The organism is Streptomyces sp. NPDC002896 (genome assembly GCF_040295225.1).
Classification (GTDB): domain Bacteria; phylum Actinomycetota; class Actinomycetes; order Streptomycetales; family Streptomycetaceae; genus Streptomyces.
Window position 1 is genome coordinate 1 of sequence record NZ_JBEOVA010000041.1, and the last position, 13,331, is coordinate 13,331.

The following is a 13,331-nucleotide window of genomic DNA, read 5'->3' on the forward strand; positions in this document are numbered from 1 at the left end:
GACAACACAACATGCCATCACTGCCGCACGACAGCGGAACTATGTCTGACCAGCAGAAACACAGCCGTCACTCTCGGAAAGACAACGGCTTCTTAGCCCCCGTTGCGAGCTGGCTTGATCAGCTGGCGTGCTCGTCCTGCGGGGTGACGACCGTGGCGTGGTTGTCCTGCGGGGTTGCGGTCATGTGCTCGTCAGCCATCGCGGAACCAGCCGTCCCGAGGGCTGCCGCCGCTGCGACGGCGACAGTCACGAGGATCTTCTTGGTGCGGTCATTCCAACTCCTTGGGGAGACGGGACTTCCGTGCGCAGAGGGACCGTAGCGACAGCAGTGGCAGCTGTTCGAGCTGCCTGCACGGTTCTCGCCAGTGATTAGGCCTGATTCTTTCCCCATACATGCATCGGCCGCGACGGCTCCCCTCCGCGCCGCCGCGGCCGATCCCCCGTAGAAGAGAGGTCTGCTAGGCCGTCTCGTCCGACATGTGGTCGTCCAGTGGCTTGACCACGCCCTCAGTGCCGCCCGACATGTGGTCGTCGAGCGGCTTGACCACGTCTTCGCCGCCACCCGACATGTGGTCGTCCAGTGGCTTGGGGTCCTGTACGGGCTTCTCGGTGTCACTCATCGTTGTCTCCGCAGGGTGTCGTCGTGATCGGCAAGGCCCGTCCGGCGGCTCCCCCGTGGGTCGCCGGACGGGCCACTCGGAGCCGTCCAACATAGTGGTGCGGCCTCCTGGACAACCCGTCTGCCCCCCGATGCGACGGATCGACACCGATGAGAATGGCGGTCGGCGATAAACGAACGATGAACGCCCGGGCGGCGGCGTCAAGCTGCGGCGGCTGGGGCGAGTAGGGCACGCACGTCGGCTGCCTCGACGGACCCCAACTCTTCGAAGATTGCGAGCGCTTCGCCCCAGCACGCGCGCGCTCGATCGACCTGGTTGAGGCCCTGCAGCGCCTTGCCCAGCACTGTCAGTACTGTCCCCCTGCGCCACTCTCCGCCGATGCCGCGCAGGGCGATCGCCTGCTCTGCATGCGAGGCGGCGAGGGCGTAGCGGTGCGCTGCCAGGTGCACTTCTGCCAGCCGGAAGTATGTGACGCCCTCCCAGAGGGGCTGCCGATTCTCGTTGAAGATGCCCAGCGCCTCGGTCAATTGGTCCAGCGCCTCCCCGAGACGCCCGGCCCCCGTCAGGGCGATGCCGAGGGCGTATCGGCCGTTGGCGAGTCGCAGGGAGAGTCCTTGGCGGTCGTAGATTTCGACGCCCTTCTTCGCCAGTTCAACGGCAGTAGGGGTGGAACCCATGGCCAGGTGTGCTCGCGAGAGATTGCACAGCGCGGCGGCCTCGCCGGGCAGATCCTTCTCCGCACGGAAGTTGGCGAGGGCCTGGCTGAGGTATTCCTCGGCCTCCCGATAGCGATTCTGATAGACCGCGATGAACCCCCTGATATTCGGGGCGACACAGTTCGGTATCGGATCGCCTTCGGCGCGGGCCAGTTCAATGGCCAGTGCTGCCTCCGTATCTGCCTGGTCAAAGCGACCAGTGACGTGGAAGACGTTCGCAAGGGCAGTGCGTGAGCGAGCTTCCGCTCGCGGGCTGCCGGCTTGCTGGGCAGCAGCGCGCATCGCCAGAGTGGCTCGTTCGTAGCGCAGTGAGTTTGCCCCGGACTCCGACAGGTCCTTCGCCGCCAAGAGGAGATCTGCGGAGCGATGCAGCAACTCGTCGCTCGTGGACTGCTGAGCGCAGGCGAGGAGGCAGTCCGCCTCAGTGTGCAGCCAATCCAGGGCCTCTTTGCGGTCGGCGAAACTGAGCCCCTGGTGGCTGGTCGGCGACAAGTGATCCACCAACCGATCCCCCGGCCGCTCAATCGCATAGACCCCCGCCGCCGTAGCCAGATAGAAATCCAGCAGCCGCGACATCGCCGCATCCCGCTCGCTCGGCGGCTGTTCGTCGCGTTCCGCGCACGCACGCGCGTAGAGGCGGACCAGGTCGTGGTAGCGGTAGCGGCCCGGTGCCGCGGATTCCAGCAGGGACGTGTCGACCAGGGACTCCAGCAGGTCCTCTGTGTCCTCGACCGGGAGGTCCAGGACTGCCGCCGCGGCGGCAAGCGAGATGTCCGGGCCGTCTGCCAGCCCCAGCAACCGGAACGCCCGCGCCTGCGCCGGCTCCAGCTGGCCGTAGCCCAGCTCGAACGTCGCCTTGACCGCCAGGTCTCCGGCCTGGAGTTCGTCGAGGCGGCGGCGCTCGTCCGCGAGCTTCGCCGCAAGCACCGACACCGTCCACGTCCGCCGCGACGCCAGGCGGGACGCCGCGATGCGGATGGCCAGCGGCAGGAAGCCGCACGCCGCCACCACGTCCAGGGCCGCCTCCCGCTCCGAAGCGACCCGCTCCTCGCCCACGATCTTCGTGAAGAGCTGGAGGGCCTCCTCGGGCGACATCACGTCCAGGTCCACCAGGTGCGCGCCCGCCAGGTCCACCATCCGCACCCGCGCCGTCACCAGCGCCGCGCAGCCCTCCGTGCCGGGCAGGAGGGGCCGGACCTGGGCCGCGTCCCGGGCGTTGTCCAGGAGCACCAGCACCCGGCGGCCGTCCAGGACGGAGCGGTACAGGGCCGACCGCTCCTCCAGGGAGTCCGGGATCGCCGAGTCCGCCGTGCCGAGCGCCCGCAGGAACGCGCCGAGCACCGTCTCCGGCTCCGCCGGCCTCGGGCCCGCGCCCTGCAGGTCCACGTACAGCTGTCCGTCAGGGAAGGACCCGCGCGCCGCATGCGCCACGTGCACTGCGAGGGTCGTCTTGCCGACGCCGCCGATCCCGGCCAGCGCCGAGACCGCCATCACGCGGCCCTCCGCGCTGGACAGGACGTCGCTCAGTTCGGATACGAAGGACGCCCGGCCCGTGAAGTCCGGGACGGTGGCGGGGAGCTGGGCCGGTCGGACCGGCCCAGCGGCAGGCTCCGGTGCCGGAGCCGACGGTTCCGCCAGGGCCGGGTCCGCCTCCAGGATGCGCTGCTGGAGTTCCCGCAGGCCGGGGCGCGGGTCGACGCCCAGTTCGTCGGCGAGCAGGCGGCGCGTGTCCGCGTACACCGCCAGGGCCTCCGCCTGGCGGCCGGACCGGTACAGCGCCAGCATCAGCAGCTCGCGCAGCCGCTCCCGGAGCGGATGCGCGGCCGTGAGGGCCGTCAGCTCCGAGACCGCCTCCGCGTGGCAGCCCTGTTCCAGGTCCATGTCCAGGCGGGATTCCGACAGCTGCAGCCGCCACTCCTCAAGCCGCGTCCGCTGCGTGTCCGCGTACGGCCCCGGTACGTTCGCCAGCGGCTCGCCGTCCCACAGGCCCAGCGCCTTGTTGATCAGCGCGCGAGCCTGGCACAGGTCACCGGCGTTCCGGGCCTTCTCCGCGTCCGCCGACAGCTCCTCGGCGAGCGAGAGGTCCAGGGCCTGGCCGCCCGTACGGATCGCATAGCCGCCCGACTCGCTGAGCAGGACGCCCGGGTCGAGGATCTTGCGCAGCCGGGACGCGTACGTACGGACGGCCGCCAGGGCCTGCGACGGGGGCTCGTCGCCCCACAGGGCGTCGATCAGTTCGTGGGCCGTGGCGGTGCGGCCCTCGCGGAGCAGCAGGGCGGCCAGCAGGGCGCGTTGCTGCGGCGAGCCCGTGGGCAGAGGCTCGGCACCACGCCAGGCGCGTACCGGTCCGAGCACGCTGAAGCGCAGGTCCGGCTGCTCGGGGTCGGGCCCCGGTGCCGGACTCCGCAGCTCCGCTACTCGCGGTACATCGTCCATCGCTGTCCCCCTGCACGCCGTCCTGCCCGCGTCCTGCACGCCCGTCGCCACAGCCGTCCATCACACCTGTCATGACGCGCCCGTCATGCGCACCGTCAGTTTGCCTTGTTCATGGCGGATGCGTCAGCTCTGGGGGGCCGCCTCTCACAAGGTCATCACTGGTGAGTCAGTCCACGCACGGTAGCTGACGGTTCGTCAGATCGGCGCTACCGTGAGCCCTATGGAGACCATGGAGACCTTGGAAAAGACCCTGGACCCCTTCCCGAAGATCATCTCGGTGGACGACCACACGGTCGAGCCGCCCAACGTCTGGCAGGACCGGCTCCCGTCCAGGTACCGGGACACCGGACCGCGTATCGTCCGGGCGCCGCTGAAGGAAATGACCTTCCTGGGCGGCAAGTTCGCGCCCGTCATGGGCGGCAAGGGTGACGACGGCCCGATCGGCGACTGGTGGGTCTACGAGGACCTGCACCGGCCCCTCACTCGCCTCGACACCGCCGTCGGGTACGACAGGGACGAGATCAGGCTCGAGGTCATCACGTACGAGCAGATGCGCCCGGGCTCGTACGACGTGCGGCAGCGGCTCGCCGACATGGACGTCAACCATGTCCACTCCGCCGTCTGCTTCCCCACCTTCCCCCGGTTCTGCGGGCAGACCTTCACCGAGGCCAAGGACCGCGAACTGGCACTCCTCGGCGTCCGCGCCTACAACGACTGGATGGTCGAGGAGTGGTGCGGGCCCGACGCGCAGGGGCGGCTCATACCCCTCACCCTCATCCCCCTCTGGGACGCCGAACTGGCCGCCGCCGAGGTCCGCCGCAACGCCGCCCGCGGCGTACGGGCCGTCGCCTTCTCCGAGATACCGCCCCACCTCGGCCTGCCGTCCATCCACACCGACGACTGGGATCCGTTCCTCGCCGCCTGTGACGAGACCGGCACCGTGATCGCCATGCACATCGGGTCGTCGAGCAAGATGCCGTCGACGTCCGCCGACGCCCCGCCCGCCGTCGGCTCCACCATCACCTTCGCCAACTGCTGCTTCTCGATGGTCGACTGGCTGATGAGCGGGAAGTTCGAACGCTTCCCCAACCTCAAGATCATGTACGCCGAGGGGCAGATCGGCTGGATCCCCTACATCCTCGAGCGCGCCGACGTCGTCTGGGAGGAGAACCGCGCCTGGGGCGGTGTCGCAGACAAGGTCCACCGGCCGCCGTCCGAGCTCTTCGCCGACCACGTCTACGGCTGCTTCTTCGACGACGCCTTCGGGCTGCGGAACCTGGACGCCATCGGGGTCGGCAACGTCCTGTACGAGACCGACTACCCGCACTCCGACTCCACCTGGCCGAAGTCCAAGGAGGTCGGCGAGGCCCAGATGGGCCACCTGCCGCCGGACGTCGTCGACCGGATCGTACGGCGCAACGCCATCGACCTCCTCGGGCTGACGGAGGACGGTCTCTGGGCGGGGCCGGGGGCGTAGCCATGGCCCAAGGTTCCGCGCTCGTCTATGGAATGCAGCTCCCTGTCCAGTCGCAGAGCACGATCTACGCCGAGCCCTGGGAGGCCGGCGCCGGCCCCGCAGACCTCGCCGAGATCGCCCGGGTCGCCGACCGCACCGGGTTCCACTACCTCGCGAGCTGCGACCACGTCGCCATCCCGCGGCGGCTCGCCACCGCGATGAGCACCGTCTGGTACGACCCCGTCGCCACCCTCTCCTTCCTCGCGGGGGTGACCGAGCGCGTACGGCTCCTCAGCCATGTCGCCGTCGTCGGGCTCCGCCACCCCCTCGTCACCGCCAAGCAGTACGCGACGCTCGACCACCTCTCCGGCGGCCGGCTGATCCTCGGGGTCGGCGCCGGGCACGTACCGGAGGAGTTCGAGGCACTCGGGGTCGACTTCGCGACACGGGGAGCCGTCCTCGACGAGACGCTCGACGCGCTGAAAGCAGCCCTCGGGCCGGACGAGTTCCCCGAGCACCACGGGAAGCTCTACGCGTTCGAGGGGCTCGGGCAGCGGCCCCGGCCCGCCCAGGACCGAGTCCCGATCTGGGTCGGCGGGTCCTCGCCCGCCGCCGTACGCCGGGCCGCGCTCAAGGGCGACGGCTGGCTGCCGCAGGGCGACCCGCGCGACCGGCTGCCGCAGCAGATCGCCCGGCTCAGGCGGCTCCGGGAGCAGGCCGGGATCGCGGACCCGGTCACCATCGGCGCCGTCACCGAACCCCTGTACGTGGGCGAGCCTGGCTGGGACGTCGGGCGCCGCACCCTCAGCGGCCGTCCCGACGCGCTCGCCGAGTCGCTGCGGGCGTACGCCGCGATGGGCGTGCACCAGATCCAGGTGCGGTTCCGCAGCCGCAGCCGGACCGAACTCACCGACCAGATGGCGGCCTTCGGCACCGACGTCGCGCCGGACCTCACCTGATCCGCACCGCACCGCATCCAAGCCACACCGCACCGAACACACACCTAAGGAGCGTCATGGGCAAGCTGGACGGCCGCGTCGTCATCATCACCGGCGCGGCACGCGGGCAGGGCGAACAGGAGGCCCGGCTCTTCGCGGCCGAAGGGGCCAAGGTGGTCCTCGGGGACGTACTCGACGACCAGGGCGAGGCGCTGGCCAAGGAGCTGGGCGGCCTCTACTTCCACCTGGACGTGAGCCAGGAGTCCGAGTGGCAGTCCGCCGTGGCCGCGGCCAAGAGCGCGTACGGCCGGATCGACGGGCTGGTCAACAACGCCGGCATCCTGCGCTTCAACGAGCTCGTGAGCACGCCCCTGGACGAGTTCCAGCAGGTCCTCCAGGTCAACCAGGTCGGCGTCTTCCTCGGCATCAAGGCCGTCGCCCCGGAGATCGAGGCGGCGGGCGGCGGGACGATCGTGAACACCGCCTCGTACGCGGGGGTGACGGGCATGGCCGGCGTGGGCGCGTACACGGCGACGAAGCACGCCATCGTCGGCCTCACCCGGGTCGCCGCCCTGGAGCTGGCCGCGAAGAACATCCGGGTCAACGCCGTGTGCCCGGGCGCGATCGACACCGCCATGAGCAATCCCGCGCAGCTCGACCCCGGGGCGGCGAACTCCGAGGAGATCTCGGCGGCCGTCGACGAGCTCTACCGCAAGGTCGTGCCGCTGGGCCGGATCGGCAAGCCCGAGGAGGTGGCGAGCCTCGCGCTCTTCCTGTCCACCGAGGACTCCTCGTACATCACGGGACAGCCGTTCGTGATCGACGGCGGGTGGCTGGCGGGGGTCAGCATCATCTGACGGATGGTCAGCTATTGACGCTTCGGTGGTGCGGTGCGACAGTCGGCGCTAGTTGAATCTGACGGTACGTCAGAAACACTCTGACAGGGGACGGTGAACCTCCTTGGAATTCGGGCTCTTCGTACAGGGATATCTGGGCAAGCGGGCCGAGACCGACCCGCTCGCGGAGCACAAGGCGCTGATGGAGGAGACCGAGTACGCCATCCAGGCGGACAAGTCCGGCTTCAAGTACGTCTGGGCGTCCGAGCACCACTTCCTGGAGGAGTACTCGCACCTCTCCGCCAACGACGTCTTCCTCGGCTATCTCGCCCACGCCACCGAGCGCATCCACCTCGGCTCGGGGATCTTCAACCCCCTCGCGCAGGTCAACCACCCGGTGAAGGTCGCCGAGAAGGTTGCGATGCTCGACCACCTCAGCGAGGGGCGGTTCGAGTTCGGCAGCGGCCGGGGCGCGGGCAGCCACGAGATCCTCGGCTTCCTGCCCGGCATCACCGACATGAACTACACGAAGGAGATCTGGGAAGAGACCATCGCCGAGTTCCCGAAGATGTGGCTCCAGGAGGAGTACGTCGGGTTCCAGGGCAAGCACTGGCAGCTGCCGCCGCGCAAGATCCTCCCCAAGCCGTACGGGAAGTCGCACCCGGCGATGTGGTACGCGGCCGGGTCACCGCCGTCGTACGCCATGGCGGCGAGGAAGGGGCTCGGGGTGCTCGGCTTCAGCGTGCAGAAGGTCTCCGACATGGAGTGGGTCCTTGAGCAGTACAAGTCGAACATCGCCAAGGCCGAGCCGGTCGGGGACTTCGTCAACGACAACGTCATGGTGACGACGACCGCCGTGTGCGCGCCGACGCACGAGGAGGCCGTCCGGATCGCGGCGAACGGCGGACTGCACTATCTGCCGTCCCTCGTCTTCCGGTACCACGACACCTTCCCGCGCCCCGAGGGCTTCCCCGAGTGGCCCGAGACGCTGCCCGAGTACAACGAGGAGATCATCGAACTCCTCATCGCCGAGGAGCTGCTGATCTGCGGCGACCCCGACGAGGTGCTCAAGCAGTGCAAGCGCTGGGAGCAGGCGGGCGCCGACCAGATCTCCTTCGGCCTGCCGGTCGGGATCTCGCGTGAGGACACGCTGCAGTCGATCCGGCTCATCGGCGAGCACGTCATCCCGAAGATCGACACGGATCCCGTGCACCGGACCACCCGATTCCGCCAGGCCGCCTGAGGCCCGCCAAGACCCCCAGGGCTGCCAGGAGAAAGGGGCGCCGCCATGCTCGACCACCTCATCAAGGGCGCGACCGTCGTGGACGGCACGGGCGCGCCCTCGTACCCCGCCGACGTCGGCATACGCGACGGCCGCATCGCCGTCGTCGCCGAACCCGGCACCGTCACCGAGGAGGCCAGGACCAGCGAGGACGCCACCGGACTCGTCCTCGCACCCGGCTTCGTCGACCCCCACACGCACTACGACGCACAGCTGTTCTGGGACCCGTACGCGATCCCGTCGCTCAACCACGGAGTGACGACCGTCGCGGGCGGCAACTGCGGTTTCACGCTCGCGCCTCTCAATCCGGAGCGGCCCGAGGACGCCGACTACACGCGGCGGATGATGTCCAAGGTCGAGGGCATGTCCCTGGTGGCGCTCGAGGAGGGCGCGCCCTGGAACTGGCATACCTTCGGCGACTACCTGGACGCGCTGGAGGGACGTATCGCCGTCAACGCGGGCTTCATGGTGGGGCACTGCGCGCTGCGGCGGTACGTCATGGGGGCGGACGCGGTCGGCGGGCATCCGACGCCCGCGCAGCTGGAGGAGATGCTCCGGCTGTTCCACGAGTCGATGGACGCCGGCGCCTGGGGCCTGTCCACCACTCAGTCCTCAACGCACTCCGACGGGGATGGCAAGCCCGTCGCGTCCCGGCATGCCGGGCCCGCCGAGCTGATCGCCCTGTCGAAGGCCGTCGGCGAGCACGAGGGCACCCAGCTCGAAGCGATCGTGGCCGGCTGCCTGGACCAGTTCTCGGACGACGAGATCGACCTCTTCGTGGAGATGAGTGCGGCTGCCGGACGGCCTCTCAACTGGAACGTGCTGACGATCGACGCGGCCGTGCCCGAGCGCGTGCCGCGCCAGCTGATCCCGAGCGAGCGCGCCCGCAAGGCGGGAGGCCGGATCGTGGCGCTGACCATGCCGATCCTCACGCCCATGAACATGTCGCTGGGCACTTTCTGCGCGCTGAACCTCATCCCCGGCTGGGGCGAGATTCTCGGCCGGCCCGTGCCCGAGCGGATCGCCAAGCTCCGCGATCCGGACGTACGGGCGGAGATGCTGCGGCGCGCCGACTCGAAGGAGGCCGGGGTCTTCCGCAGGCTCGCGAACTTCGGGCGGTACGTCATCGGCGACACGTACACCAAGGAGAACGAGGGCCTCACCGGACGTGTGGTCAGGGACATCGCGGCCGAGCGCGGCCAGGACGCGTTCCAGTGCCTGGTGGAGATCTGCGCCAACGACGACCTGCGGACCGTGCTGTGGCCGATGCCCAGCGACAACGACCCGGCCTCGTGGGCGCTGCGCCAGGAGACCTGGGCCCACGAGGACGTCCTGCTCGGCGGCTCCGACGCGGGCGCCCATCTCGACCGTATGTGCGGCGCCCCGTACACGACGCGCTTCATCGGGGATTGCCTGCGGGGACGGCGGCTCGTCCCGCTGGAGCAGGCCGTGAAGATGCTGACGGACGATCCGGCGCAGCTCTTCGGCCTGCGGGAGCGCGGGCGTATCGCCGAGGGCTGGCATGCCGACCTCGTCCTCTTCGACCCCGAGCGGATCGAGGCGGGCCCGGCCACCCTCGTCCACGACCTGCCGGGCGACAGCCCGCGGCTCGACGCCAAGGCGATCGGCATCAACGCGGTCTGGGTCAATGGCGTCGAGGCGATCCGCGAGGACGTGGTGACCGGCGCCGTGCCCGGACAGGTGCTGCGCTCCGGCCGCGACACCAGGACGGTGAGCACCAGGTGACCGACTCACAGCGGCTGTTCATGGGCGGGGAGTGGGTCGAGCCCGACTGCGGGCACTACGAGGTGACCGACCCGGCGACCGAGGAGGCCGCCGGGCTCGCACCGGAGGCGAGCCGCGCGCAGGTGTACGAGGCGGCGCGCGCGGCCCGCGAGGCCTTCGCCTCCTGGTCGCGTACGGCACCCGAGGAGCGCGCCGCGATCCTCGACCGGGCGGCGGACGAGATCCAGCGCAACTTCGCCTCGTACGCGGACGTCGCCCAGGCCGAGAGCGGCGCCACGACGGGGACGGCGCGCGGCATGCAGGTCGGGGTGAGCGTGGCCCGCTTCCGGCGGTACGCCAAGGGGGCGCTGGAGCCAGTCGAGACCCCGCTTCCGCCGCAGATCAACGAGGCCGGCCCGATGGGGAAGGCGGGCGTCATGGGCGCCCTGGCCGTACGGCAGCCCGTTGGTGTCGTCACCTGCATCACCTCGTACAACAACCCGTGGGCGAACCCGGCCGGGAAGGTGGCGCCCGCGCTGGCGATGGGCAACACGGTGGTCGTGAAGCCCGCGCCCCAGGACCCGCTGTCCGTGTACCGAATGGCTGAGGCGCTGGAGGCGGCCGGTGCGCCGCCGGGCGTCGTGAACGTCGTGTCCGGCACGGACGTCAGCGTCGGCGAGGCTGCCGTCGACTCGCCGGACGTTGACATGGTGAGCTTCACCGGCTCGACCGGCGTCGGACAGCGCATCGCCGAGGTGTGCGGCCGCGGCATGAAACGGCAGCTGATGGAGCTGGGCGGCAAGGGCGCCGCGGTCGTCTTCGACGACGCGGACCTGGATCAGGCCGTGGCGGGCATCGGCACGACGTACGCCTTCTACAGCGGCCAGATCTGCACCGCCCCGACCCGCGTGATCGTCCAGCGCTCCGTCCACGACCGGCTCGTCGAGAAGCTGGTGCAGTACATCGGCTTCATGAAGGTCGGCGACCCGAGGGAGCAGGGCACGGTCGTCGGCCCGGTGATCTCCGCGGCCCACCGGGACCGGGTCGAGTCGTACGTGGAGCTGGGCCGCAAAGAGGGCGCGCGGGTGGTCGCGGGCGGTGTCCGGCCGGAGCTCGACAGGGGCTTCTACATCGCCCCGACCCTCCTCACCGACTGCACCAACGACATGCGGGTCGTCCGGGAGGAGATCTTCGGCCCGGTCGTCGTGGTCGTCCCCTTCGACGACGAGGAGGAGGCCGTCGCCCTCGCCAACGACAGCGACTACGGGCTGATCGACTACGTCTGGTCCGGCGACGTGGCGCGCGCCTTCCGCGTCGCACGGCGGCTCCGGGCCGGCGGGGTCGGCGTCAACACGGTCGGGCGCAACATGGAGGCGCCGTTCGGGGGGTTCAAGAAGTCCGGGGTCGGGCGGGACGTCGGTTCGTACGCCCTTCATGCGTACGGCGAGCTGCAGGCGATCGTGTGGCAGGGGTGAGGGCTCGCGGGGCGCTGTGATCGCGAGGGCGGCCCTGGGGACGGGCCGCCCTCGTTCATGTGCCGGAAGTGCCTCTCGGCTCTGGTCTACCGGCCCAGGAAGATCGGATTGGTGAACGCCGCCAGAGGTCCTGGCAACCCCGCCACCACGGGCGCGTGCCGCACTTCAGCCCGTACGTAGGCCGCGTACGCCGCCGTCGTCCGCCACTCGGCCGCGCCCGAGCCGGAGTCCGGGAGCGCGGGGGCGGTGAACAGGACGCCCTGGTCGGTGACGAAGCGGACCGTGCAGCCGGGAGCGCCCGTCACCTCCAGACGGACCGTCACCGGGGCATCGGAGTCGACCGGCAGGCGCTCGCCGATGCCCGCGTGCTCGCCGCGGCTGCCCGAGGCGCTGAAGGCGAGGGAGACCGACTTGGACTCGGCCACGTAGGAGCGGCCCGCGCGCAGGCCGTCCAGGATCGCCTCGCGGGTCAGGTCGTCGGCGAGGACGACCGTCTGCGGGGTGCCGACCGGATCGGGGTCGCGGTGTGCGTCGCTGTTGCCCATGGCCGGAATCCACGCGCGGCCGGCGCGTACGGAGGCGACGAGCATGCTGTCCCAGTCGGCCAGCGCCACCTCGTCGTCGGGCGTGTAGGGGCCGTTCCACACCTCCACCACGTCCGCGTCCCCGAAGCCGAACTTCCAGTTGCAGCCGATGCAGGTGGCGTGCGGGTGCGCCGGTACGACCAGGCCCCCGGTGCGGCGGATCTCGCGGGCGTACTTGCCGAAACGGTTGTCGCGCGCCCGGTAGCGCCAGTCGACGAACGTGCCGGGATCGGTGCCGAGCGCGACCACGTGCCCGTTGCGCGTGGTCACCTCCTCGCCGAGCAGGATCAGCAGGTCGTCGCCCGCCTGGTCGGCCCAGTGGGCGTGTGCGGAGTGCGTGTTGTGCTCCGACGTGTTGATGAAGTCGAGCCCGGCGGCGCGTGCGAGCGCCGCGATCTCGGCGGGGGTGCGCTTGCCGTCCGAGTACCAGGAGTGCAGATGGCAGTCGCCGCGGTACCAGGCGCGGCCCCGGCCCTTGGCCCGCTCCGGCGGGTACACCGGCTTCGGCGTCTCGCCCGGCTCACCGTAGGTGAGCGTGATGGTGACCTCGTAGGTCAGGCCCTGCGGGGCGACCGTGTAGGGGCCGAGGGCGATGTTCCATGTGCCCTCGTGGATAGGGCCCGGGATGTAGCCGGGCGTCGCGTCGTCCGCGCGGACGAAGAACTCGCCGCGGGCGCCGCCCGACCAGCCGCGGAAGCCCGCGTCGCCGAGCTCCGTGCCGCGCTCGTCGAAGATCCCGATGTCCAGGGCGTTGCCCTGGGTGCCGGTGGGCACGGCCGGCTTGTCGTAGGTGTAGGCGACGTGGATCTCGCTCACGCCGCCGGGGATTTCCAGAGGGAGATAGACGAAGTCGGGCGAACCAGTCGGAAGGGTGCCGCGAACCGTCTTCTTCTCCTGTGCCGCCTTGGGGCTGTCGGCGGCACTCGCGAAGCTCACGCTGCCCAACGTAAGGGCGGCGGCAGCTCCTGTCACGAACAGTGCACGTCTTCCGATGTCGTGGTCCTCGCACATGCAGGCTCCCAGGAGTCGTCGGTGACGGTGGGTCGTACATGCAACCCTGGTAGTGAGCCGAGAACGCCCTTGTAAGGGAAGGGGAGCGGCAGGTTTCGCCCAGCAGTCGCCCCTCTCGGCCGGAAGGCCGACCGAGGGTGGCTCCGCGCGCCACCGCCGACGGCCGTGAGCGAGACGAAACGTGAACGGGCACATGAAACGGCGTGATCAGCAGCACTCGATGCGTCGGAGACGATGTCGGTGCGCGCTCGT

The 13,331-nt window shown here is 70.2% G+C and carries 10 protein-coding genes; 6 read left to right on the top strand and 4 right to left on the bottom strand.

What is annotated here, in order from left to right; all coding sequences use genetic code 11:
* Nucleotides 1-118: 118 nt before the first annotated feature.
* The 3 genes from ABT009_RS40960 to afsR all read right to left on the bottom strand — a co-directional run bounded on the left by ABT009_RS40960 (nt 119) and on the right by afsR (nt 3,772).
* A complete protein-coding gene (locus ABT009_RS40960; protein ID WP_351306672.1) occupies nt 119-250 on the bottom strand; it encodes a hypothetical protein in 132 nt (43 codons plus the stop codon).
* A gap of 208 nt (nt 251-458) precedes the next feature.
* Nucleotides 459-620: a hypothetical protein gene (locus ABT009_RS40965; protein ID WP_351306674.1), complete on the bottom strand. Its 162-nt coding sequence runs from the start codon at nt 618-620 to the stop codon at nt 459-461.
* A gap of 200 nt (nt 621-820) precedes the next feature.
* Nucleotides 821-3,772: an SARP-family global regulator AfsR gene (gene afsR, locus ABT009_RS40970; protein WP_351306676.1), complete on the bottom strand. Its 2,952-nt coding sequence runs from the start codon at nt 3,770-3,772 to the stop codon at nt 821-823.
* Nucleotides 3,773-4,022: 250 nt separating this feature from the next.
* Here afsR and ABT009_RS40975 point away from each other — a divergent pair, with 250 nt between their 5' ends.
* The 6 genes from ABT009_RS40975 to ABT009_RS41000 all read left to right on the top strand — a co-directional run bounded on the left by ABT009_RS40975 (nt 4,023) and on the right by ABT009_RS41000 (nt 11,484).
* The gene (locus tag ABT009_RS40975) at nt 4,023-5,249 is read left to right on the top strand and encodes an amidohydrolase family protein (protein WP_351306746.1); all 1,227 of its coding nucleotides are present in this window, start codon (nt 4,023-4,025) and stop codon (nt 5,247-5,249) included.
* Nucleotides 5,250-5,251: 2 nt separating this feature from the next.
* Nucleotides 5,252-6,187, top strand: a complete 936-nt coding sequence (locus ABT009_RS40980; RefSeq protein ID WP_351306678.1) for an LLM class F420-dependent oxidoreductase — start codon at nt 5,252-5,254, stop codon at nt 6,185-6,187.
* Nucleotides 6,188-6,243: 56 nt separating this feature from the next.
* On the top strand, nt 6,244-7,023 hold the full coding sequence (locus ABT009_RS40985) for an SDR family NAD(P)-dependent oxidoreductase (protein ID WP_351306680.1): 780 nt from the start codon (nt 6,244-6,246) through the stop codon (nt 7,021-7,023).
* 103 nt (nt 7,024-7,126) lie between these two features.
* Entirely contained in the window at nt 7,127-8,245 is a 1,119-nt protein-coding gene (locus ABT009_RS40990) for an LLM class flavin-dependent oxidoreductase (RefSeq protein ID WP_351306682.1), read from the top strand.
* A gap of 45 nt (nt 8,246-8,290) precedes the next feature.
* Entirely contained in the window at nt 8,291-10,030 is a 1,740-nt protein-coding gene (locus ABT009_RS40995) for an N-acyl-D-amino-acid deacylase family protein (protein ID WP_351306684.1), read from the top strand.
* A 20-nt stretch (nt 10,031-10,050) separates the two neighbouring features.
* The gene (locus tag ABT009_RS41000; protein WP_351306747.1) at nt 10,051-11,484 is read left to right on the top strand and encodes an aldehyde dehydrogenase family protein; all 1,434 of its coding nucleotides are present in this window, start codon (nt 10,051-10,053) and stop codon (nt 11,482-11,484) included.
* 86 nt (nt 11,485-11,570) lie between these two features.
* Here the strand turns inward: ABT009_RS41000 and ABT009_RS41005 are convergent, their stop codons facing one another.
* Nucleotides 11,571-13,079 (bottom strand): CehA/McbA family metallohydrolase, encoded by a 1,509-nt coding sequence (locus tag ABT009_RS41005; RefSeq protein WP_351306686.1) that lies wholly within the window; start codon nt 13,077-13,079, stop codon nt 11,571-11,573.
* Nucleotides 13,080-13,331: the final 252 nt, after the last annotated feature.